This window comes from Alcanivorax sp. DG881 (assembly GCF_000155615.1).
Classification (GTDB): Bacteria; Pseudomonadota; Gammaproteobacteria; order Pseudomonadales; family Alcanivoracaceae; genus Alcanivorax.
In genome coordinates, this window is the sequence record NZ_DS989915.1 from 1,614,302 (window position 1) to 1,638,256 (window position 23,955).

Genomic DNA, 23,955 nt, shown 5'->3' on the forward strand with positions numbered 1-23,955 from the left:
AACCAACGCCAGGAGGGACAAGGCATGGACGCCTACCACGCAATCACCACACACCGCCTGCACAGCATCTGGCTGTCGTTTCGCAACCTGCCACGCTGGCTGCAGGGCTGGGTCGCCCTGATTCTGATGCCCCTCAACGGGGCCAGTCTGCTGTTGCTGGATACGTTCTCTGGCCAGGCCATCGCGCTGGCCCTGCTGCTGGTTCTCGCCGTGAACCTGCCCCTGATGTGGCACCACCGTGGCATGAACAAGGACATGTCACTGGTGCATCTGCTGGCCTGGATTCCACTGGAAATCGCTTTGCTGGGGCAACTGGCGGGGCGCTGGGGCGACGATCATCTGACACCGGCACTGTGGGGTTTTACCCTTGCGGTATTCATGGTCAACGCCATCAGCCTGTTCTTCGACGTGGTCGATGCCTGGTGCTGGGCCCAGGGCGATCGCCTGACCCTCCACCCGGATCACAGTTGACAGCGGCGCGGGTGTAGCGCCGTCATTTCATCAGGTGTTTAATCCCGCGCCGAGACTCTGGACGCGGCCTCAACCATCTAAAACAACGACAACGCTCAGTTCGCGAGCTACCAACTGTCCACTATCAACTGTCAACTGATTACAGGTACTCCAGCGCCTCGGCCACATTGCTCACGCCGATAATTTCCACCCCATCGGGCAGTTTTCTTGGCAGGTTCGCCTTGGGAACGATGGCTTTTTTGAAGCCGTGCTTCACCGCTTCATAGAGCCGCTCCTGCCCTTGAGGGACGGGACGTATTTCACCGGATAGCCCCACCTCACCGAACACCACCAGCTCCCGCTCCAGCGCCCGGTCCCGGAAGCTGGACACAATAGCCAGCACCTGGGCCAGGTCCGCGGCGGTTTCGGTGACTTTCACCCCGCCAACCACATTCATGAACACATCCTGGTCGCCCACCTGGATACCACCATGACGGTGCAGCACCGCCAGCAGCATGGCCAGCCGATTCCCTTCCAGTCCCACACAGATACGCCTGGGGTTACCAAAATGGGAGGCATCCACCAGCGCCTGCAACTCCACCAGCAACGGCCTTGTGCCTTCCCAGACCACGGTAACCAGCGAGCCCGAGGCAATCTCATCAGCCCGATTCAGGAAAATAGCAGACGGGTTCTTCACTTCTTTCAGGCCCTCGCCGGTCATCGCAAATACGCCCAGCTCATTCACCGCCCCGAAACGGTTTTTCAGGCCGCGCAGGGTGCGAAAACGGGAATCCGTGGAACCTTCCAGCATCAGTGAGCAATCAATCATATGCTCGAGCACCTTGGGGCCTGCCAGGGTGCCATCCTTGGTAACGTGCCCCACCAGCAGCAGCACTGTGCCGGTCTGTTTGGCAAAGCGGGTCAGGGCTGCCGCACATTCGCGCACCTGAGCCACACTGCCCGGCGCTGACTGCAACGCCGCCAGAAACATCACCTGAATGGAATCCACCACCAGCACGCGCGGCATTTCCTTGCGTGCCAGTTCCAGAATCTGCTCCACATCCGTTTCCGCCGCCAGGCGCAGTTTTTCCTTGGGAAGCTTCAAACGATCGGCGCGCATGGCCACCTGGGACAGGGATTCCTCACCGGTGATATACAGGCAGCTTTGGCTGTCCGAGAGTTTGCACAGTGTCTGCAATAACAAGGTAGATTTGCCCGCGCCGGGGTGCCCACCGATCAGAATGGCCGAGCCGGGCACCAGCCCACCACCCAGCACGCGATCCAACTCGCCCATGCCGGAACTGATACGCGGCGTTTCTTCCAGCACAATATCGTTAAGGTTCTGCACTTCTGACAGTTGCCCGGAAAAACCGCCGCGGCTGCCCGCCCCTTTGGACGATGGCGTGGCGGGGTCGTGGACAAATTCCTGCAGGGTATTCCAGGCATTGCATGCCGGGCACTGCCCTTGCCATTTGGGAAAATCCGCTCCGCAATCCGTGCACACAAACGCGATTTTTTTCTTGGCCACAAACAATTCCTTCTTGTGAAGACGTAGCTACGGAGCCGCTGTAGGAACGTAGCGCAGCGGAGTAACGCACGGAGTGCGGCCCCAAAGGGGTGAGCGCAGCGAATAACACCTCTTGAGGTGCGAATACGAGCGTTAACGAGTTTCGAGTTTCGAAAAGCACAACCGGAACCTGCCGGGCCTGATAGGTTTGGTTTTCGAAACTCGCTTCTCGCAACTCGTAACTGTTTTGTTCGCGCCTCAAGTGGCGCTCCTACAGCGACGTCGAATCAGACGATGACGCGCTCCGGTCGACCGGTGATCTGGCAGAATAATTCATAACTGATGGTGCCGCAGGCACGGGCCACGTCATCCACATCCACCACGTCGCCCCACAGCTCCACTTCGTCGCCCACACTGGCATCCAGCCCCGTCACGTCAACGGTAAGCATATCCATGGAAACACGACCCACCAATTCCGTGATATTCCCGTTCACGGCCACCGGTGTGCCACTGGGGGCATGGCGTGGGTAACCATCACCATAGCCCACAGCCACCACAGCAACCTGGCGAGGCTCAGCTGCGGTCCAGGTCGCGCCGTAGCCTACACTTTCACCTGCCTCCACCGCATTAATGGCAATTACACGGGCGGTAAACCGGTGGCTGACCGCCAGGCCCAGCTCGCTGGCCGTTTGCCAGTCGAAAGGAGACGAGCCGTACAGCATGATGCCGGGGCGCACTCGCTGCGCATGGGACTGGGGGTAACGTAACAGCGCCGCCGAGTTGGATGCTGACAACGGCAGCATCAATTGCTCGGCTATCTGGCCGGCGACCAGTAGCTGTTTTTCGGAATACGCATCCTGACTCACATCCGCACAGGCAAAATGGCTCATGACCCCCACCGGTGCCATTCCCCCTGCCCGCAATTGCGCCGCTGCCTGCAGGGCCGTGTCCGGGCGAAAACCAAGACGGTTCATGCCCGTGTTCACTTTCAACCAGATGCGCACCGGGCAAGGGCTGGCCAGCAGCAATTCCACCTGCCACTGCGAGTGCACGACCACTTCAAGGGATAACCGCTCCGCCTCCTTCAGCTCTTCCGCATCGAAGAAGCCTTCGGCGACAAGGATCGGCAAGGTCATGCCGTGCTCTCGAAGCGCACGCGCCTCTTCCACCAGCGCCACCCCCAGGCCCGACACGTTTTCGTGCATGGCATCCGCCGCCAGCAACAGGCCATGCCCGTAGCCGTTGGCCTTGACCATGGCAAACACCTCAGCCCCATCAGCCAGCTGCCGGGCCAGACGCGCATTATGGGCCAGCGCAGAAGGGCGAATTTCGACTCGGGTGCCTCTCATAAAAAATATCGCCAAACGCCTGACGCCTGACGCCTGACGTTTAAAGAACAGGACTTCGCATCCGGCATCCGGCGTCTAGCGTCTAGCGTTTTATTCATCCCCTGCCGCCAGCTGGGCATAGTATTCCGGCGCCAGATCGTCGAAGCGGGTGAACTCGCCGCGGAAGGCCAGTCGCACGGTGCCGATAGGACCATTACGCTGCTTGCCGATAATGATTTCGGCCACACCGCGCTCGTTACTGTCCTTGTTGTACACCTCATCCCGGTACAGGAAGACGATCAAATCCGCATCCTGCTCAATCGCCCCGGATTCACGCAGATCCGACATCACCGGGCGCTTGTTGGGCCGTTGCTCCAGGGAACGGTTCAACTGCGACAGGGCCAGCACCGGGCAATTCAGCTCCTTGGCGATCCCTTTCAGGGAGCGGGAAATTTCCGAGATTTCGTTCACCCGGTTTTCCACACCCGGCACCTGCATCAGCTGTAGGTAATCGACCATGATCAGCCCCAGTTCGCCGCCACATTCGCGGGCCACCCGGCGGGCACGGGCGCGCATTTCCAGCGGGCTTAATGCCGGCGTGTCGTCGATAAAGAAGCGCTGCTCACTGAGCATGTGAATGGCCGAGGTGATACGCGGCCAGTCATCCTTTTCCAGGTTACCGGAACGGATCGCGCCCTGATTGATGCGCCCCAGTGAGGAGAGCATCCGCATGACGATGGATTCCGCCGGCATCTCCATGGAGAACACCAGCACTGGCTTGTTGCTCTTGATCGCCACGTTTTCGCACAGGTTCATGGCGAAGGTGGTCTTACCCATGGAGGGACGGCCGGCGACCACGATCATGTCGGCGGGCTGCAAGCCACCGGTCATTTTATCCAGCTCTTCAAAACCGGAGGTCAGGCCGGTGAGTGAGCTCTTGGTTTTGTACAGCTCATCAATGCGGTCCACCGCCTTTTTCAGCACCGACTTGATGTTCTGGGGGCCATCGCCTTTCTTCTGTTGCTCGGCAATCTCGAAGATGGAGGACTCGGCCTCATCGAGAATTTCCAGGGATTTACGCCCTTCGGTATTAAAAGCGCTATCCGCCACCTTGTGCGACACATTGATCAACTGCCGCAGGATGCTGCGCTCACGGACGATATCCGAATAGGCGGTAATGTTGGCCGCACTGGGGGTATTTCGGGCCAGCTCCGACAGATAGGTCATACCGCCGATGGATTCGAGCTGCCCCAGGTTATTGAGCGCCTGGGAGACGGTGACCAGGTCACTGGGGTTTTCCTCTTCCACCAGCTGGGCAATCACGTCGAAAATCAGGCGGTGCTCCTTGCGGTAGAAATCCCGCGCGCCCACTCGCTCGGCCACATCATCCCAGGCGCTGTTATTGAGTAGCAAACCGCCCAGTACCGCCTGCTCCGCCTCCACCGAATTGGGAGGAATACGCAGGTTCTCAGGCAGGTGTTTGTCCAGCGACATGGGTTCATTCATGGATAAGCCAACGTGTTGGGAAAATAGAGTTGAAAGACCAAAGTTTAACGTTGAAACGCGATCCAGGCATGTACCCATCGCTAGATTCTATAAGCCGCGACAACGCTGTAGTCGCGGCCTTGTACCGCCAAGAACACACCGGCTCCACTCGCGTTTCAACTTTAAACTTTCAACGTTGCACTGCCCTTCAACAAAAAAGGGCACTGCCCCCACCTGAAAACAGGTTTCGGACAATGCCCTGATTCTGTCACCGCACCCCCGCAGGGGCAAACCGGTTGTCAGTTCTGTCGATTACTCGGCAGGAACCACAGCCAGTTTGATGGTCACAGTTACCTCGGCGTGCAACGCCAGGTCGATTTCGAACTCACCGGTGGTGCGCAGTGCACCGTGGGGCAGCTTCACTTCTGCTTTTTCCACGTCCACGCCAGTGGAAGAGGAAATGGCTTCCGCGATGTCGCGGGTACCCACAGAACCGAACAGCTTGCCTTCGTCGCCCGCTTTGGCGGCGATGGAAACTGCGGCTTCGTTCAGCTTCTCGGCACGTTCCTGGGCAGCACCCAGCTGCTCTGCAGCGTGCTTTTCCAGCTCGGCACGACGCTGTTCCACTTCCGCCAGGTTGGCTTTGGTGGCAGGCAGCGCTTTGCCTTGCGGGATCAGGAAGTTACGGCCGTAACCGGAACGTACGTCTACAACTGCGCCCAAATCGCCCAGGTTCTTGATCGTTTCCAGCAGGATCACTTGCATGATGGTCCCCTCGGCTTAATTGTCGTGGCTGTCAGAGTACGGCAGCAGCGCCAGGAAGCGAGCCTGCTTGATAGCAGAGGCCAGCTGACGCTGGTAGCGTGCCTTGGTGCCGGTAATACGGCTGGGCACGATCTTGCCAGTCTCGGTGATGTAGGCTTTCAGGGTGTCGAGATCCTTGTAATCGATGTACTCAACACCTTCCGCGGTAAAGCGGCAGAACTTGCGGCGGCGATAAAAACGGGCCATTGGATAATCTCCTGTCGAATCCTTAGTTAAGGCTTTGCAGCGTTTGGGCAAGCAATTGCAAACGGTCCCGGGCGTCTCCCTTGTAACCGGCGCGACTGAGGCATCCGGTTACCTTGATTCGCTGACCCTCTTTCAGGCCCTGGGCCTGTTGGGTCATCCCACCCGCCAGAATCACGGCGATGCGGGCCTGGACTTCACGGGGATGTCCGTCTTCCAGTTGCCGGGAGCGATGTTCCAGCCAGACTCGCTGACGGGGCACTCCGGCTGGAGTCAGGGCCACCTTTTCCAAGGTGACGATCACACCAGTGAGTTCGCAGTGGTTGCTTTCCAAAATTAGCTGGCAGCCCCTTCCTTCTCGTCGTGTTTCGCCAGCGGCGACGGCTCGGTTACGGCGTTGTCGCGACGAATTACGAGGTGACGGATTACGGCATCGTTAAAGCGGAAAGTGTTTTCCAGCTCGCCCAGGGTCTCGCCGTCACATTCGATGTTCAGCATCACATAGTGAGCTTTGTGGATCTTGTTGATCGGGTAAGCCAGCTGACGACGGCCCCAATCTTCAACACGGTGGATAGTGCCTTTGCCATCGGTCACGATCGCGCTGTAGCGCTCGACCATGGCAGAGACCTGTTCGCTCTGGTCCGGGTGAACCAGGAACACAACTTCGTAATGACGCATGTTAGCTCCTTACGGTTGCGACGCCTCACGACGCCAATTCAGCTTCCCGCCGTGATCATGATCAACGCACGGTGAAGCAAGGAGACCTGCATCCCCGCCCCGAAAAACCGGGGGAGACGCAGGAAGCGCGCGATTCTATCCCATTGCAGGGGGCAACCTCAAGGCATATCCATTGCCATCTGCCGGCGACGGACGTATGCTCAAATAAAACAAAACGCTACAAACGCTTACAAAAAGCGTCGTTAACCCCAAGCCCCTGAAAAGACAGGGGAAAACAACAACAATGGGATACGACAATGTACATCCGAGCCCTGGCCACCGGCCTGTGCGGTTTTTTATTGCTGACTCCAGTTCACGCCCAGGAGCCACCGTCCCCCTGTGGCAGCCCGGTGGCGGTGCCGGACAAACCGCTACTGGAAGACTACCCGGATTACAGCAATTTCCTGCTGCAGATCATGAAATACAAGCAGGCCCAGCGAGACCAGGCGGCCCACCGCAACGCCTGCCCCGACGACTACCTGCCCCAGCCCATGGCCAGCAGCGACCCGACCGTCATTGACGAACCGGAGACCCTGTCCAGCGCCCTGGCACGCACCGGTAAATTTGAGCAGATCGATTACCAGCGCAATCGCACCTGGTATAACCGATCCACCTCGAAAAGCTTTGTGCTGCCTCCTCTCGGCGGTGACTCCCTGGCCAGCGAACGCATCCGCACCCTGCTGGCGAACGCAGGCTCTGACACACCACTGTTCCTGCCCATGACCATTGTCGGTATGCAGCTCGACGGCATCAACGATGGCGGCGAAGCACAGCAGCAAGAGGTCCAGTTCAGTTATGAGCTGCTTCCCAAGCAGGAGCGCCAGGCCAGCCGCGCGGCGTTTATTGCCAACACCCAGCAGCAGTTCAGCGGCGTGTATCGCAGCGGCAATCTGCTCCTGTATCTGGATAACACCGGCGAAGCCTTCCTTATAGAGGGCACCGTGGAGGGGAGGTTGAGGTAGCCATGACCGGGCGCGTGCTGCATACCCCCATTATGCTGATCAGTGTCATGATGTTGGCCCTGAACGGGCAAGCACTGGGCGCCCAGGAGGTGGAGTCGCCGCAGGAGGCGCTGGCCCGCGCGCTGGGGGCGAGGCCGGAAATTCGCGACTACACGCGCCAGGACCGATTCGTGACCGACCTGCTCGCCTGGCAACGCCACAAAAGCGAACTGGAGGCCAAACTGGCCCGGGGGGAGTCCATTGCGCCTCCTGCACCAGCGCCACAACCAAACTGGCACCATGTTACCGGCCCGGAAGACCTGGATACCGCCCTGCACAATGCGCAGGGCTACAAACAACCGAACTACCAGGAACCCATTCGCTACGACCGCACCACCCACCTGAGTTTTCCGCTGCCGCCATTGCCGCAACAACAGCTGTCAGAAAAGGTATTGACCGGCGAACGCCCCGTGCCGGCAGACCCGGCCAAAGAAGAGATTCATGAGGAACTACTGGAGGAGAATACCCGGCTACAACGGGAAATGGCCGCCAGCCGGGCAAACCTGCCGCCCCCGGAACTCAACCGGCAGCATTTCGTCAGCCATTCTCAGCTACGCTGAGCCCTGACCTGAAACAACATCACACCCGTGGCCACCGACACATTGAGGCTCTGCACCTCACCGGCCATGGGAATTTCCAACAGCTGGTCGCACTTGTCACGGGTCAGACGTTTCAGCCCACTCCCCTCGGCCCCCATTACAATTGCCAGTGATTCCGGTGGCTGAAAGGTAAACAAGGACTCACTTCGCTCTTCCAGTGCCGTGCCCACCACCCACACGCCGCGATCACGCAACTGATCCAGCAAACTGGCCAGATTACCGATTTCGTAATAGACCAGGCTTTCCGCCGCGCCCACCGCGGTGCGACACGCCACCGGCGTCAGCCCTGCCGCATTGCGGCGCGGCACGATCACCGCCTGAACCCCGGCTGCATCCGCACTACGCAGGCAGGCACCCAGGTTATGCGGGTCGGTGACATTTTCCAGAATCAGCAACAGCGGACTGGCCGGCTTGCCGTCCAGCCACTGCAGCAGCGCACTCTCGTCCGCCGGCCGGCGCGGGCGCGCCCGCGCTACAATGCCCTGGTGCTGTGGCCCGGCATGCTTTTCCAGCACCTCGCGGCGAGCCCGTTGCACGGCAATTCCGAAGTCCTTTGCCGCCTGGATCATGGCGGCAAGGCGCGGGTCATCCCGGTCCACCCGGGTGTCTTGCACAAACAGTTCCAGCACCGCCTCCGGGCGATGCCGCAACAAGGCCTCCACCGCGTGAAAGCCGGAATACATCAGGGGTTTATTCATAACGACGCCTGCACGCTGGACGCATCACGCAAACACGCAATGCGCAGTGGAGGTGGAATCAAAACACAGGAACGGCGCTTAAGCGGCGAATCATTGCCATCAAGACAACCCATTCGCGGCTCAAGCGCCGTTCCTGCGGGCTAGCTCTTTTTGCTACGGCGCGCGGCTTTCTTGCCGCGGGGCGGCCCCTTGCGCTTGGCCTTGGGTTTGGGAATATCACCCTTGGCCAGCTTTTCCCGCTCGGACGTGCCCGAGTCTGCCTTTGCGGCACTCCCCGAGCGCCCGCCCCGGCCTCTGCCGGACGGCTTTTTCTTGCTGCCGGCTTTGGGGCGACCTTTACCGCTGGGGGTAAACGATTCCAGCTGCAGGTCAATCTTGCGGTCTTCGGTGTGCACCGCCGCCACGCAGACCGTGACAGCATCACCCAAGCCAAACTGACGACCACTGCTTTCACCGGTCAGGGTCAGGCTTACTTCATCGAAGTGGTAGTAATCGCTGTCCAGATTGGCCACATGTACCAGACCATCGATGTGCAGGTCATTGAGCTGTACAAACAACCCGAAACTGGCCACGCCGCTGATGGTGCCCTCAAACACCTGCCCCAGATGCGCCTCCATGAACTGACATTTAAGCCAGGACACCACATCGCGGGTAGCTTCATCCGCACGGCGCTCGGTCATGGAGCACTGCTCACCAATCGCCACCATGTCCGCCTGGCTGTAAGGCAGGATTTTCTGGCGTGGAATCTCCGGCAAATCCCCCGGATTATCCACGTGGTTCGGCTCGCCGTTACTGCGGATCAGGAACCGGATAGCCCGGTGCACCAGCAAATCCGGATAACGACGGATCGGCGAGGTGAAATGGGTGTACGCCTTGTAGGCCAGACCAAAGTGGCCTTTGTTCTCGGCCTCGTACTTGGCCTGGCTCATGGTGCGCAACATCATTGTCTGGATCACGTTGCGATCCGGGCGCTCCAGAATCTCTTCGCGCAGGTCCTGGAAGACATAAGGCTTTGGCGCCGCCCCTTCCGACCAGGCGATACTCAAGCCCAGCCCACCCAGGAACTGCTGCAACTTGCTCAGGCGCTCTTCCTTGGGCGGCTCGTGGTTCCGGTAAAGCGCCGGCACACCGGCTTTTTCCAGCAATTTGGCAGAACAGATGTTGGCGGCCAGCATGGCCTCCTCGATCATGATATGCGCCACATTGCGCTGCACCGGTACGATGGCTTCGATCTTCTTGTTCTCGTCGTAAATAATACGGGTGTCATCGCTATCGAAATCGATGGCACCGCGCTCTGCACGACGACGGCGCAGGGCCAGGAACATTTCGTGGAACGACCAGATCATGTCCAGGGACTCATCGTCCAGGCTGGCCACAGTGTCCTGGGCCAGTTCGGACTCCGGCTCTTCGATGATCGCGCCAACCTTGTTGTAGGTCAGACGGTGCCGCGAGCGCATCACCCCTTCACGGAAAATAAACCGGGTGAGGCGACCGTTGGCGGAAATCTTCATGTCGCAGTACAGGCACAGGCGGTCCACATGGGGGTTCAGGGAACATAACCCATTGGACAGCGCCTCCGGCAGCATCGGGATTACCCGATTGGGGAAATACACGGAATTGCCGCGCTTGGCCGCCTCCTGGTCCAGCTCGGTGCCAGGCTGCACATAGTGGCTCACATCGGCGATGGCCACGATCAAACGCCAGCCACCGCGGGGGCGACGCTCTACATAGACCGCATCATCGAAATCACGAGCGGTTTCATCATCAATGGTAACCAGCGGCAGATCACGCAGATCCACCCGGTGGGCCTTGGGCTTATGGGGCACCTTGTCACCGAATTTTTCGGCGGCGGCCTCCACCCCTTCCGGCCAGACATGGGGAATCTCGAAGCGGCGAAGCGCCACCTCCACTTCCATGCCGGCTTCATCCGGGGTGGCAATAATCTCTTCCAGACGCACCAGTACATGGTGGTCGCGGCTGGGGTACTGGGTAATAGTGGCACGGACATGATCGCCCGGGTTGGGCTTGATGCCGTTCTTGTCCTCGATCAGGACTTCTTTGGTGATCCGGCGGTTTTCCGGCTCGATAAAGCTGATCCCGGCTTCCCGGGAATAGCGACCCACCACTTCCGTGGCCACGCGCTCGGTGATTTCGACGATGCGGGCCTCTTTCTTGCCGAAGCGGTTATAGCCGGCATTGCTGACCAGCACCCGGTCGCCGTCCATGACGTTTTCCATCTGCCGGGGGGCGAGAAACAGGTCACCCTGGGTCTTGTCGTCCGGAATAAGGAAGCCAAAGCCATCTTTATGGCCCTGCACCCGGCCAGCGATCAGGTCCATCTTGGACACCACGCCAACCTTGCCGTTGCGGTTCTGAACCAACTGGGCATCACGGAGCATGGCCTTGATACGGCGATCAAGCCCGACTTCCCCCTCTTCATCCACTTCCAGCAGCTGAGCCAGCAGCTCAAACGACAGGGGTTTGCCCTGATCATTGAGCACATCCAGAATCAGCTCCCGGCTGGGAACAGGGTTCTCGTATTTTTCCGCCTCTCGGTCGGCATGGGGATCGCTATAGCGTTTTTTTGAGGTCATCGAAGATTTTTTCGAAAAGGAATTTGACATTGGCCCATCATATACTAGAATGCACCCGCTTTCGCGATGAACGGCTAATAAATTTAGCCCACGCATAGCGAAGCCGAGGTGGTGAAATTGGTAGACACGCTAGCTTCAGGTGCTAGTGCTCGCAAGGGCGTGGAGGTTCAAGTCCTCTCCTCGGCACCAATTAAGAAAGAGGGCTCCCAGACGGGGGCCCTTTTTCGTTTCGGGCCCGGCCCAACCCCCAATCACTGATAGCGCAGGTCCATATGACACTCCTTCGCCCCGTGATCGCTGCACTTGTGCTGGCCTGTGGCCTCGCCCTGGCCCCCGTGGCCACCTACGCCAAACCGGATAATACGGTGCAAGCCACCGAATCCGTCCACCCGGCCATTCAGCAGGCCGATGCTCACCGGGAGAAAGAAGCCCGCCGCAAACGCTACCTGCTGTTTTTCCCCATCGCCGTGGTCGGCGTCACCGTGGCACTGATTGTGATTACCCGCCGCAAATAACCCCGCAAGCCAGACTGCCTGCTATCTTCAGCCGCTCCTCACCGTGGGGAGCGGCGCTCAAGATACGATAGCTGCCACTGAACATCCCCGCCTCCGGCTCTCCCGGTCGACACTCGCACCGGCAGACTCACCGCTGGCACCCACAACACATCCTCCCCTGAAGCGTGGACAAAGACTTGCACCGGGCAGCCCAACACAACGCCAGCAGCACCCTCTTTGAGCTGGAAACCGGCCCGTTCAAGCATCTCTCTGCCCCGTCCCTGCCCCCTTGCTTCCAATAACTGAGCGAACAACGCAGGTGCCTGCGGCACTGCTTGTTGAGGATATACCACCATAGGAGGCGCCACGGTCTCTTCACTCCCCAGCAACGGCACCAACCAATCCGGGCGCGCTGAGGGCAATGCCATCTGCACCAGATAACGCCCATCCCCGGCACTAACCTGATATCGGGCATGCACCACCGAACCATCACCGGGTAGACAATTCGCCTGAAGGGATGCCGCAATCCCCAGCAAGCCCCACGTTAGCAAAACCCATCCACCACGCATGGCTCTCGCAACCCTTGCTGCGCCGACAAACATCAGGATAGCGCCTCCCCATCACTGGCCATTGGCTGCACCCAGCGAGAACAGAGCAGGCCCACTTCAAAAAGGAACCACATGGGAAGAGCCAACAAGCTCTGCGAGATAATATCCGGTGGCGTAAGCAGCATGCCAGCAACAAAGCAGCCCACCACAATGTAGGACCGAGCCCCTGACAACGCAGCCGGCGTAGTGATACCGGATGCCACAAGCAGCACGACAACAACCGGCAACTCAAACGCCATCCCGAACGCCATCACAAAAGTCATGGTAAATCCAAGCCAGGCGCCGATGTCCGTCATCACGGCAACCCCCTCCGGGGCAACCGAAACAAAGAAAGCGAACAACAAAGGCATTACCACGAACCAGGCAAAGAATGCGCCGAGATAGAACAACAACACACTGGAAAAAAATAACGGTCGCGCAAACTTTTTTTCGCGACGATAGAGCCCCGGCGACACGAAACTCCAGCACTGGTGCAACAGAAACGGCATCGCCAGCAACATGCTCAGGTATAACGCCAACTTGAATGGCACCAGAAACGGCCCGGTCACATCGGTGGCAATCATGCTGCCACCCTCAGGCAGCGCCTGCATCAGGGGCTGCGCCAGGCTGGTGTAAATTTCCCCGGCAAACATGAACAAGGGAATAAAAACCAGCACGATGGCAACCACTGAACGCAGTAGTCGCTGGCGCAACTCCAGCAAGTGCCGAGTCAACGGCATGGTGCTCATGCGGATTCCACTTTTTTCGCCGGTAGCCGTTTCGCTCTGTCATCCTGCTCGGCAGACTCGTGTTGCAACAATGCAAGCTCACGCTGGATTTTTTCACGGCGCTCCTTCATATCAAGATTGCGCGCTTCACTTTCCAGTTGCTGCTGCATGTTCTTCACCATTCCCCGGCCTCGCCCCACCCATTGCCCCAGGGTTCGCACCAATTTCGGCAGCTTTTCCGGCCCCAGCACGACCAGCGCGATCACACAGATCAGCAGTATCTCCATGAAACCGAAGTCGAGCATGGCTGTTAGCTCCGCACCGCGTCTTTTTGTTTTTCCATATCACTGGATACCAGTGCCGCCTGATCATCCTGCTCAGTTTCCAAGTTTTTTTCGTCATCCTTTACCGCATCACGGAAGCCCTTGAAAGCGCCCCCCAGATCAGAACCAAGGCTGCGGATACGCTTGGTACCAAACAGCATAATAACGATGGCCAGAACGATAAGAAGTTGCCAGAGACCAATACCGGAAAGCATGAATTTTACCTACGTTTTTCTGATGGGATATGACTTGCATTGTCATGGTTTTCCATGACTTCGGGATGACAACATAACGCTATCTTGGTGACACCTTTTCCCTTTCAGAAAGCAGGCACCACAACAAAAAAAGCCGTCCACAAGGGTGTGGACGGCTTTAGTCTCGCGGTTGCAACCTACAAAGCGATTTCACCATTGTCTTCACGGGTGATCACGATCGTAGCGGAGCGGGGCCGACTGGCACCATTACCCAGCGCCAAGGCATTGCCATTCGGGTTTGGCCAGGTGCTCACATCTGTATTGAAGTTGCCTGCAGAGCCCCCTTCTCCTGGGTGCTGGACGTTAATGAACAAGCTGCGAGCATCGGGAGTCATAGTGATACCGGTAATCTCGCAGCCTTTCGGGCCGACCAGAAAACGGCGAAGGTTCACCGCCGACGCGTCTTTACCAACAAACGTCGTATTTTCCTCGTCACCGAAGTCATTGGTGAACGTCAGCATGCCGCCGTCACCCACTTCACCCGGTATAGCCACCAGCATCTGGTTGTTCACCGTATCGCGGTAGGCACCGTCATCGGTCTGAATCCACAGCAGGCCACGTTGATCGAAGTACAAACCATCCGGGCTGGAGAAATCATTGTCTGCGGTCAAGCCGGACAGGTTGATACTCTGAGCATCCTTGTCGGCAGGAGCGCCGAACAGAAACACATCCCAATCGAAGCTGGTGGCACCATGATCGCCGCCCTCTTCGCGCCAGCGGATAATATGACCGTTGGGATTACCGCCCGAGCCGCCATAGGTGCGAGGGTTGGCGCCATCAACGGTATCAGGGGTGCGGTTGCTACCACTATTGTTGGTTAGCGTCAGGTAGCATTCCCCATTCATTGGGTTGACCGCAGCCCACTCCGGGCGGTCCATTTTGGTCGCACCAACGTGGTCCGCGGCAAGACGAGTCGCCAGGATCACATCCCCCTGGCTGGAGAAGGGGTAAAGCGGATTCATTGCATCCAGCCCATTCACCCCAAAGCTCAGCTCTTTCCATTCGCCGGTGCCATCATTGTTGAAGACCGCCACGTACAGCTTGCCATCATCCAGATATTTGTTGCCGGCAGCCGTACCCATGCCCACATCAGCCGGGTCCCAGTTGGTGGCACTAACAAACTTGTAGAGATATTCGTTGCGGGAATCATCGCCCATGTAATACACCAGCGGCTTGCCGGCTTCGGCGGGAGCGAAGATCGCGCCTTCATGGGCAAAGCGGCCCATGGCGGTCCGCTTGACCGGTTTGCTGGCGGTGTCAAAAGGGTCAACTTCCACGATATAGCCAAAGGTGTTCGGCTCATTGCGGAAATCATCGGTGGCCGCCGCCCCCGTTGCGCTGATATCGAAGCGCTGGTACATGTCGCCGGCAACGGTGTCCCATTCCCGGTACGAGAACCCTTTGCTCACCAACCCCATGCCATAGCGTGCAAACAGGTCATTCTCGGTGGCACTGCGTGCATCCGCCGCGTCGTTGCGATTGAAATATGAAAACCAGTTTTCTTCGCAAGTCAGGTAGGTGCCCCAAGGGGTACGACCGCTGGCACAGTTATTAAGGGTACCGAATCCCTTGTCACCGGCGGGGCTCAGCTTGGTTTTCAGTGCATCCAGCCCCGCGCAAGGCCCCGAAATGACAGCTTCCGTGGCGCCGGTAACTCGACGATTGAACACCGAGTCTTTTACGTAACTCCACTGACCGTCCTGCTTGATAACTTCCAGGCACGCCACACCGTGGGCGAGAATTTCCCGGTCAATTTCAACTTGCGGACGGGCACCACCGTTATCGGCAGCCTCTGTCACTCCATTCTCGTGCAGCGTGTTATCTTCCAGGTTCTCGTGGTTCATGCACAGCACACCACGCTCTGACGCATTCGGATCCCAGGTGCCGTCGGCGCCCAAGCCGAAGAACTCCATGCCGTCATGCTCATCACCAGAACGCTTGTCGAAATCTTCACCGCTGCCATCGTTCTGATAATCCGTAATACCTGAAAACAATGCATCGCCCTTCGCGATCAGAACACTGGCTTGATAGCCATCAGGCAACACCACACGATCCTCCAGTGACCGTGGTACTGAAGCAAAGCCCAGCTCGGCAGGCATCTCGCCACCCGTATCACCGCCATTGCTGCGATTGCTGCTGTCACCACCACAGGCCACCAGGCTGGCACCAGCCACCACGGTGGCCGCAGTGGCGCCGCCGCGCAGAATCTGGCGACGGGAAACGTGCTGCTCCAGCACAGAATTAATGGAGGTGTTATCGGAACGGTTACTGTCTTCTACGGGATGGTGCCCCATCTCTATTCTCCCTGTTTCTGTTTTCGTTGCCTGCCTGCAGTAGCCAGCCATTGGTCGGTAAAAGTTCGTCAACGAGACTAGACAGAACGAATGACAAAAAGGGGTACAGACCGTGTCATTTTCAATGCACGGATATGTCTATCAAAAGACAATGATTAGAGAGGAATAATCAGGGCGGAGCGGAAGGGGAAATAAACATAAACCGCTCCGCCATCGACCCCCACAGGCATCGATGGCGAAGCAGCATAAAGATCAGGCGAACGGGTGCCGCTTGATGATGGTTTCCACCCGGTCCGGGCCAGTGGAAATAATGTCGATGGGCGCGCCGGTGATTTCCTCAATGCGCTGCAGGTAAGCCTTGGCGTTGGGCGGCAGATCGTCTTCCGACTTCACGCCCAGGGTGGATTCACTCCAGCCCGGCAGGCTTTCGTAAACCGGCTTCACTTCTTCGTAGCTGTCCGCATCCCAGGCGCACTCCAGCGAGTTGCCGGCCGCATCCTGATAGCCCACGCAGATGTTGATTTCTTCCAGGCCGTCCAGCACGTCCAGCTTGGTCAGGCACAGGCCAGTGATGGAGTTGATCTGGATGGAGCGTTTCAGCGCTACGGCATCGAACCAGCCGCAACGACGAGCGCGACCGGTGGTGGAGCCGAACTCGTGACCTTTCTCGGCCAGGTAACGGCCATTTTCGTCAAACAGCTCGGTGGGGAACGGACCGCTGCCCACCCGGGTGGTGTAGGCCTTGGTAATACCCAGCACGTAGTCCAGGTATAGCGGGCCGAACCCGGTACCGGTGGCAGTGCCACCGGCAGTGGTGTTGGAGCTGGTCACGTACGGGTAGGTACCGTGGTCGATATCCAGCAGGGTGCCCTGAGCGCCCTCGAACATGATGTTTTCGCCGCGCTCGCGGGCACCGTGCAACACGGCAGTCACATCGGTGACCATGCTGCGCACGTCTTCGCCCAGCTGCAGGGTTTCATCCAGGGTTTTCTGGAAATCCACCGGCTCGGCATTGTAGTAGCTGCGCAGAACGAAGTTGTGGTAATCCATCACTTCGCCCAGCTTGGCGGCAAACAACTCACGCTGGTACACATCACCCAGGCGCAGGCCCCGGCGAGCCACCTTGTCTTCATAGGCAGGGCCGATGCCACGGCCGGTGGTGCCGATTTTCTTGTTGCCTCGGGCCGCTTCGCGGGCCTGATCCAGTGCCACGTGCACAGGCAGGATCAGCGGGCAGGCCGCCGACAGACGCAGGCGCTCGCGTACCGGTACACCCTGATCTTCCAGGCCACCGATTTCCTTGAGCAAAGCCTCCAGGGAAAGCACCACGCCGTTACCGATCAGGCACTGCACATCTTCACGAAGAATGCCTGACGGAATCAGGTGCAGGACCGTCTTCTTGCCATCGATCACCAGGGTATGGCCGGCGTTATGGCCGCCCTGAAAGCGGGCCACCAGTGAGGCCTGATCGGTCAGCAGATCGACGATCTTGCCTTTGCCTTCATCACCCCACTGGGTGCCGAGAATGACTACGTTCTTACCCATGATTGCTTGCTGCCATCTGTTCAGGAAAAAGGAAATTCAGTTTAAAGGTCGGTCACAACCCAGCCATCTGCCTGGGCGACCAGGCGACGCTGGCAACCCAGCTCGGCCGGATCATTATCGGCGCCGGGCAAGGCCAGCACTACGCGCTCACCCTGCTCACGCAACGCGGAAACCGTAGTGGCAAAGGTCGCATCCTGCAGCGAACCTTCCGCCAGAATACCGGTGAGCGCGGCGGATTCCGCCCGCTCCGCCAGCATCTTCAAATCTGCACTGAAACCGGTGGCCGGACGGGCCCGGCCAAACACTTCACCAATGTGATCGTAACGGCCGCCCTTGGCCACCGGCTCACTCTCACCGGGCAGGTACGCCGCAAACACGCAACCGGTGTGATAGTGGTAGCCGCGCAGCTCACCCAGATCCAGGTGCAACTGCACACCGCGGGCACCCAGCACATCGACCAGCACAGCCAGTTCATCCAGGGCCGCCAGCGCGCCGGGGAAAGGCGACAGCAGCGCCCGTGCTTCGGTCAGCACGTCCACGCCCCCCGCCAACCAGGGCAAGGCTGCCAGGGCTTTACCCGCCGCAGCGGGCATATCATGGCTGGCAATAAAGGTGTCCAGCTCTACCCGCGCCTTGCGGACATAAATGTCTTCCAGCTGGCTCTGCTGACTGTCACTCAAGTCGCAGCTGTCGAGCAGGCCACGGAACAACCCCACGTGCCCCAGATCCAGCACCACATGCTGGTCCACACCTGACAGGGTCAGCGTTTCCAGCAGCAGTGAGATCACTTCCAGGTCACTGTCGGTGCCGGAATGGCCGAACAGCTCCACGCCCAGCTGATAAGGCAGGCGCGTGCCACCCGCCACCACCGGACGGGTGCGCAGGGCGCTGGAGCAGTAACAAAGGCGGGAAGGCGCATTACGGCGCAGACTGTGGGCATCCATACGCGCCACCTGCGGAGTAATGTCCGCACGGACCCCCATCAGGCGCCCGGTGAGCTGGTCGGTAATCTTGAAGGTTTCCCGCTCCAGATCACGGCCACCGCCGTTCAGCAGGGATTCCATAAACTCGATCAACGGCGGGAAGACGAGTTCATAACCCCAGCGCTGATACAGATCCAGCGTCTGACGACGCAGCTGCTCGATGGCCCGGGCGCGACCCGGGAGGACTTCTTCTACCCCGTCGGGCAGTAGCCACTGTTCTTCCTGATTCATCATTTACGACCGCATCAGTAATAACAGGCCCGCACCCAATACCATGAGCACCAGCCCCATAATTCGCAGCAGGCGACCATCCAGACGCGCCACCTGAAGTGCTGCCTGACGCGCACGCATAGGCGCCAGAAACAGCGGAAGGCCTTCTATGATCAACACCAGACATAGCGCCTTGATCAATAAACTGAAATCCATTGTTCCTGCCAGACAGCCACAAAAAAACCGGGAGCCTGCGCGCCCGGTTGCGGCATTCTACCACGGTCTCCCCGTGGCAGATAGGTTACCGGCGGATGGATCGAACAGCACCTGCCCGCTATGGACTCACCCGCACATCGTAGCTGACAACCCCTTGATTCCCGGGCAATAACTGCCCGGAAAACAGCCACTGCAGGGCCCCTTCATAACCCGGCCCATTGCTGCCATCCGGCGCACTCAGGCTACAACCGGACAAATCCGCCGGCAGCGCAGCCGGGCAGGCCGCGGCCGCATTCAGGGCACTGAAGGCCGGCGTGCTGTCGTTAACGGTTACCTCGGTCAGCGCCCGCACGCCCTGGTTGGAGAACACCAATCGATAACGCAGCACATCACCCGGGGCTGCCTGGTTGGCCGTGCCATCGCTGCTGTCCACATCATCCGCCGTTCCCTGCAGCCCGTCCGGGCCAATGTTGCGCACCTGCTTCTGCAGCAACAACGTACCGGCAGAAAGGCGGGTGGTGTCGCGCACCTGCACACCGGCCTGCAGCGCGGTGCCGGTGAAGGTCTGGGTCGCTTGCAACGGCCGGGCATGCAACGCCTCCAGCGGCGCATCCGCCGGGGCGAAGACTTTCACCAGCAGACACAGGCTATCGCCTGCCTGCACGGCAACGCCGGTGACTGGCTGAGCGGCCTCACCGCTGTCCAGAACACCATTACAGTTACTGTCCCGATAGAGCGTATCCGTCCAGGCCGGGGCAGCGGGCACGGTGTCAGCCGCCCCGAAAGTGAAGTCCACGGTGCCGGCGGTGCGAGCGCTAAAACGGTGATCGTAGAACAGGCTGTTGCCCGCATCGACCACCCCCTGCCGATCCGGCTCCAGCACCGGCAAGCCCACATCCCCAAACAGGATGTCGCTCCACACCGTGCCACTGGGGGGCACCGACAAGGTCATGGTGTCGTCATCGGCGGCACCGACCGCCAGGCTGCCACCAGCGGTGCCCGCACTTTCGCTGATGGATTGATAACCGTTGGGGGTCTGAACCAGCAGGCAGGCGCTCTTGCCCACATCCGCTAACGGCGGGGTCAATGCCCAGGCCCCATCGCCGTCCGTGGTGGTCTCCGCCAGCACCGTATCCGTCTGTGCGCACACACCATCGTCATCCGCATCGTGGTAGAGACGCACAGGCAGATTGGCCAGCCCGGGTTCGTCATCCCCCTTGTCACCATCGTGCGCCACCGCACCGGTACCATTATCCTCGAACACCCACCCCGAGAGCGTCCCCGCCGTATTGGCCGAGGCCACGGTGACCTTGTAATCCTCCACTTCACCATCGAACACCACCTGACCGCCAGCGGCCACGTCCGGCGTGCTGGACAGACGGAAGCGGGCATAGGTATCACCGATAAAGGCACCGGGCGGAACGAATACGCTCAGCTCAATGGTGCCGTTGGCCGGATTACTGTCCTGGGTATCGTTGTCGCGCACATTCAGAGCCACCTGCTCACTGGCATCGTCAAAATCGTTATCCCGATTCCAGTCGATCCAGCCTTGCACGAAATTGGTGCCTGCAGTCTGTTCTGTCAGAGTGATCGAGATCACCGCGTTACCGCCGGGAATCAGTGGGGAAAAACTGACACCGTCTTCTTCCGGACCATCCGCATCCGCGTTGGCCGAGTTCTGGTCGGCATCTTCCGGGTCCGGGCCGGTATCCCCCAGGTAAGGAACGGCAGGCTGCAAGGTGGCTACGGTGAGTGTATTCACATCCGTATCCGTCTGGGGCTTGCTGCCACCGGTGGCGTCCCTGCGCGACACATGGCCGCCGCTTTGCGGGTAACCACCGGCAATATCACCATGATCCACCTGCAGGAAAACCCCGAACGCGACCGCCTGGACACCAGAGCCATTCACGATATGAGAGGTGCGACGGGCATCTTCGGTTAAGCCCAGAACCGTGCCGGTCCCAATGGGCAAGTCGCCGGTGGTCAACACCATGCGCTGATTGGCATTTTCAAAGCGCACCTTCAAGTCCGACGCAGGCGACACCGAGAAAATTTCCCAGGGCTGGCCATCGGTTTCCCATGTGAGGCTTTCGTTCTGATCGGTGTCTTCCGCATCAGCCGCAATGATGTCGGCCGGCACCCGCTGACCATTGAGGTAAACCTGCCAATCAATATCAAACGCTGGCGCCAGCCCGTTGGTGTTGGACAACCCGATGGGGTTCACGCCCTGATAAAGATCATCCAGGCGGTCGCCAGACCAGCTGCCGGTGTTATAGACATTGACCGCATCAGTCAGGTTGTCCAGCGTGGCGCGAATTTCCACCGGACCAAACACCCAGCTCTTGCGAACAATTTCCCCGGCCTGGTAGTTATTGCGAGCACCACAGGACCAATCCAGCCAATAGATCGCATCACGAAAATCACCGGCGCCGCCACTGGCAATACCGCCACCGGTGGCCTCGGAACCCTGTGGGCAGCTCACCACCGCCCGGGTAGACACCTGGTAGTCCTCCACTTCACCATCATCCGCACCTTCATAGGGATCGATGGAGGGCGTGGTTGACCAGCGGAAACGGGTGATCACATCATTGGCATCCACTGTGCCGGTTGCCGCACTGGCAACAATATCGATCTGCCCATCGCCATCGGTGTCCTGAAGATCCTCGGCAATCTGCTCTCCGGCATCATCAAAATCCCCATCCTGGTTCCAGTCCACCCAGGCCTGCAAATAGCCACCATCACCTTCCACGCTGACCGAAATCGGGTTGATGCTCGGCAGTACGGAAGGAAAGGTCACCCCGTCATCAAAGGTGTCTGCATCGGCATTGGCATCCGCGTATCCGTCCACATCCTCTGACACATCAGCGCCAAGCTGAATGCCATCGACCAGAACATGAGACGGGTTCTGGTAACTGGCCGGCGCATCGCCGTAATCAACCAGCACCTGTGGAGGAGCATCGATCACACAGACTTTCTGCAGGTTGCTGGAGCCCCCGGTGGAGCCGGTAAAGCCGAAGAACACATTCGGGTCGCCGGCAAAATCCAGAGAGGTAAAGTCGCGATTCACAACAGCAACCAAAGCACCATCAAAACGGTACTGCAGTTGATTGGAGACCGGGTCCCAATCCAGTGACACCGTGTGCCAACCTCCATCCTCAATATTGCCCAAATCCACCACGGGACTTAGCAGACTTCCTCCACCATTGTTGCTGGTATAGTTAACCGGGTCATAAATAACCGTATGGTCATTGGCAATATCGCCGTAACCCCCGCCGTTGCTGTAGGTATCAAACTCCACCGCCACCGCCGGATCCAAACCGCCCACCCCCAAGGCACCACCAAACACACCGGTGGCACTGCTGCCGGCATCGTCATTCTGGAAGGCAAAGGCAATCCCGTCCGCACCACTGGCGTCTTTTGTCCCCAGGTAGATGGAAAACTCCACCGTAAAGGGGGAAAGCAGACTAATGCGATTCTGTGACCAGGCAGAGCCGGACTGATTGCCACTATCCTGGGTCAGGGTAATTTCATTACTGGAGGTATTTCGCGTGGCACTGCCACTCAGCGACAGGTTTGCGCTAATTGCCGCATCACAGGTTTGGGAGGTGACATTCAGACGGTAATCTTCGATCTCACCATTGCCGCCATTCGCCCCCACTCCGGGGTTCGTTGATTCGGTAAATTTGAAACGCGCATAGGTCACGCCGGACGCAGCAGAACCCGGCACATTAATGGTCACAGGCGTGACCGTAACGAAATTGGAGGAATTATTGCCGCTGGATGTTTCACCGTTATTGGTGATCTGGCGATTGGATACCATGCGCTCGCCGGCATCACTGAAATCCCCATCCCGGTTCCAGTCGAACCAGACGTTCAGGTAACCCGAGCCGTATGTGGTCACCGACAGTTCGCTTTGCTGCCCCGGAAAGATGGATTGATCATTCAGAGCGCTTCCGGCCAGGGTAACGCCATCTTCATCGTCGAAATTGACAACCGCCCCTCCCGACCCGTCCAGGTCATCACCATCCGCTCCCGCACTAGCTTGCTGTGCGCCTTCATGGTCCGCCACCAGACCGGCCCCCAAACCGAGAAAACTGCTAACAGCCTGTCGGCCAGCCACATAGGGCGAGGGGGCATCACCGTAATCCGTATTGCCGTCCACCACATCATCGAAATCGTCAACACGCAGAGACAAATAGGAAACACGCCGGGCGGTACTCGACGACCCTTCTGTTCCGTACGCATTATCATTCTGAACCCGAAAAGACGCATTGGATGTTTCCGAAAACACCACACTGGCACGGCACTCGGGTTCGACGGTTGTGGCACCGTCTGTGCAATCGGTGTCCCGCCCTTTTATGCGCGTGTTATAGCCGCCAGACGCCGATGAAGAAACAGTGGTATCCGTATTAACAGACACATAGGAACGCGTTTTTTCACCGGTATTGAAGTAAAGGTCATCACTGCCTGTGCGGGAGTTGTCCGAGTTTCTGTCAAGATCGAACCCGGTAACGATCAGCCGGTCCACAACAACAGGCGTGGTGGTTCCCTGACGAACGACCGTTAACCGCAAGTCCTGATAGGCAATATTTTCGCCGCTATCCTTATCACGCAAACTGGCAAACAGTACCCCCTCTTCCACCCCCAGGCACTGGAAGCTCCCGGCCTGCTCATTGTCTTCCTGCAGAACCTGAACCAGAACATCCAGCGGCTGACCGTCGTAACTTGCGGATGTGCCAAACCGGTATGTCGCCTGAGAACAGTCACTGCCGCTAATGATTGTCCGCGAACCATTCAGCGGCAAACTGATCGCGTCTGCTGTCCCACTCACCAGGCACAGGCCGACAAAAAGCATGACAATCAAAGCCTGCGTCGCCAGCAGCCCTGCAACCAGCTTGCCTTTATTTTTTTTCGGTCCGGTTGTCTGCATCGTT

21 protein-coding genes and 1 tRNA gene are annotated in these 23,955 nt (G+C 58.8%); 5 read left to right on the plus strand and 17 right to left on the minus strand.

The annotated features are described in order from the left end of the window. Window positions 1–24: 24 nt before the first annotated feature. Entirely contained in the window at window positions 25–471 is a 447-nt protein-coding gene (locus ADG881_RS07190; protein ID WP_007149753.1) for a hypothetical protein, read from the plus strand. A 139-nt stretch (window positions 472–610) separates the two neighbouring features. Here the strand turns inward: ADG881_RS07190 and radA are convergent, their stop codons facing one another. From radA to rpsF, 7 genes are all read right to left on the minus strand, one after another. Continuing rightward, window positions 611–1,978: a DNA repair protein RadA gene (gene radA, locus ADG881_RS07195; protein WP_039926396.1), complete on the minus strand. Its 1,368-nt coding sequence runs from the start codon at window positions 1,976–1,978 to the stop codon at window positions 611–613. Between the two features lie 266 nt (window positions 1,979–2,244). Beyond that, window positions 2,245–3,306 (minus strand): alanine racemase, encoded by a 1,062-nt coding sequence (alr, locus tag ADG881_RS07200; protein ID WP_007148342.1) that lies wholly within the window; start codon window positions 3,304–3,306, stop codon window positions 2,245–2,247. A gap of 90 nt (window positions 3,307–3,396) precedes the next feature. Beyond that, complete coding sequence (gene dnaB, locus ADG881_RS07205; RefSeq protein WP_007150454.1) at window positions 3,397–4,791, minus strand: replicative DNA helicase; 1,395 nt, start codon at window positions 4,789–4,791, stop codon at window positions 3,397–3,399. A gap of 291 nt (window positions 4,792–5,082) precedes the next feature. Beyond that, window positions 5,083–5,535 carry a 50S ribosomal protein L9 gene (gene rplI, locus ADG881_RS07210; protein ID WP_007148535.1) on the minus strand — a complete coding sequence of 151 codons (453 nt, stop codon included), beginning with the start codon at window positions 5,533–5,535 and terminating at the stop codon, window positions 5,083–5,085. A 15-nt stretch (window positions 5,536–5,550) separates the two neighbouring features. Continuing rightward, the gene (rpsR, locus tag ADG881_RS07215) at window positions 5,551–5,781 is read right to left on the minus strand and encodes a 30S ribosomal protein S18 (RefSeq protein ID WP_007148676.1); all 231 of its coding nucleotides are present in this window, start codon (window positions 5,779–5,781) and stop codon (window positions 5,551–5,553) included. Window positions 5,782–5,803: 22 nt separating this feature from the next. Beyond that, on the minus strand, window positions 5,804–6,112 hold the full coding sequence (gene priB / locus ADG881_RS07220) for a primosomal replication protein N (protein ID WP_039926398.1): 309 nt from the start codon (window positions 6,110–6,112) through the stop codon (window positions 5,804–5,806). Window positions 6,113–6,114: 2 nt separating this feature from the next. Then, the gene (gene rpsF, locus ADG881_RS07225) at window positions 6,115–6,456 is read right to left on the minus strand and encodes a 30S ribosomal protein S6 (RefSeq protein WP_007151551.1); all 342 of its coding nucleotides are present in this window, start codon (window positions 6,454–6,456) and stop codon (window positions 6,115–6,117) included. Window positions 6,457–6,752: 296 nt separating this feature from the next. On the opposite strand from rpsF, the gene ADG881_RS07230 reads away from it, so the two are divergent. Continuing rightward, window positions 6,753–7,457: a hypothetical protein gene (locus ADG881_RS07230; protein ID WP_007149655.1), complete on the plus strand. Its 705-nt coding sequence runs from the start codon at window positions 6,753–6,755 to the stop codon at window positions 7,455–7,457. Window positions 7,458–7,459: 2 nt separating this feature from the next. Continuing rightward, window positions 7,460–8,056, plus strand: a complete 597-nt coding sequence (locus ADG881_RS07235; RefSeq protein WP_039926400.1) for a hypothetical protein — start codon at window positions 7,460–7,462, stop codon at window positions 8,054–8,056. Here the strand turns inward: ADG881_RS07235 and rlmB are convergent. Together rlmB and rnr are read right to left on the minus strand one after the other, a co-directional pair. Beyond that, window positions 8,044–8,793: a 23S rRNA (guanosine(2251)-2'-O)-methyltransferase RlmB gene (rlmB, locus tag ADG881_RS07240; RefSeq protein WP_007149927.1), complete on the minus strand. Its 750-nt coding sequence runs from the start codon at window positions 8,791–8,793 to the stop codon at window positions 8,044–8,046. The two genes, ADG881_RS07235 and rlmB, sit on opposite strands and share 13 nt — an antisense overlap. Before the next feature lie 140 nt (window positions 8,794–8,933). Continuing rightward, window positions 8,934–11,387, minus strand: coding sequence for a ribonuclease R (gene rnr, locus ADG881_RS07245; protein WP_007148487.1), 2,454 nt, complete (start codon window positions 11,385–11,387; stop codon window positions 8,934–8,936). Window positions 11,388–11,489: 102 nt separating this feature from the next. On the opposite strand from rnr, the gene ADG881_RS07250 reads away from it, so the two are divergent. Next, window positions 11,490–11,576 (plus strand) — tRNA-Leu (locus ADG881_RS07250). Window positions 11,577–11,659: 83 nt separating this feature from the next. Beyond that, window positions 11,660–11,902 carry a hypothetical protein gene (locus ADG881_RS07255; protein WP_035458878.1) on the plus strand — a complete coding sequence of 81 codons (243 nt, stop codon included), beginning with the start codon at window positions 11,660–11,662 and terminating at the stop codon, window positions 11,900–11,902. 580 nt (window positions 11,903–12,482) lie between these two features. On the opposite strand, the gene tatC is transcribed toward ADG881_RS07255, so the two are convergent. The 8 genes from tatC to ADG881_RS07300 form a co-directional block, all read right to left on the minus strand. Further along, window positions 12,483–13,217 (minus strand): twin-arginine translocase subunit TatC, encoded by a 735-nt coding sequence (tatC, locus tag ADG881_RS07265; protein WP_007149812.1) that lies wholly within the window; start codon window positions 13,215–13,217, stop codon window positions 12,483–12,485. Then, window positions 13,214–13,501: a Sec-independent protein translocase protein TatB gene (tatB, locus tag ADG881_RS07270; RefSeq protein ID WP_007148580.1), complete on the minus strand. Its 288-nt coding sequence runs from the start codon at window positions 13,499–13,501 to the stop codon at window positions 13,214–13,216. Before tatB ends, tatC begins: the two co-directional genes overlap by 4 nt. Before the next feature lie 5 nt (window positions 13,502–13,506). Then, window positions 13,507–13,734 (minus strand): Sec-independent protein translocase subunit TatA, encoded by a 228-nt coding sequence (locus ADG881_RS07275; protein ID WP_007148764.1) that lies wholly within the window; start codon window positions 13,732–13,734, stop codon window positions 13,507–13,509. Window positions 13,735–13,910: 176 nt separating this feature from the next. Beyond that, the gene (locus tag ADG881_RS07280) at window positions 13,911–16,067 is read right to left on the minus strand and encodes a PhoX family phosphatase (protein ID WP_007150998.1); all 2,157 of its coding nucleotides are present in this window, start codon (window positions 16,065–16,067) and stop codon (window positions 13,911–13,913) included. 252 nt (window positions 16,068–16,319) lie between these two features. Next, a complete protein-coding gene (locus ADG881_RS07285; RefSeq protein WP_007149612.1) occupies window positions 16,320–17,612 on the minus strand; it encodes an adenylosuccinate synthase in 1,293 nt (430 codons plus the stop codon). 41 nt (window positions 17,613–17,653) lie between these two features. After that, the gene (locus tag ADG881_RS07290) at window positions 17,654–18,829 is read right to left on the minus strand and encodes an ATP phosphoribosyltransferase regulatory subunit (RefSeq protein WP_007149078.1); all 1,176 of its coding nucleotides are present in this window, start codon (window positions 18,827–18,829) and stop codon (window positions 17,654–17,656) included. Continuing rightward, window positions 18,830–19,021 carry a DUF2065 domain-containing protein gene (locus ADG881_RS07295; protein ID WP_039926404.1) on the minus strand — a complete coding sequence of 64 codons (192 nt, stop codon included), beginning with the start codon at window positions 19,019–19,021 and terminating at the stop codon, window positions 18,830–18,832. 118 nt (window positions 19,022–19,139) lie between these two features. Further along, entirely contained in the window at window positions 19,140–23,951 is a 4,812-nt protein-coding gene (locus ADG881_RS07300; RefSeq protein ID WP_007149682.1) for a CshA/CshB family fibrillar adhesin-related protein, read from the minus strand. Between the last annotated feature and the right edge of the window lie 4 nt (window positions 23,952–23,955).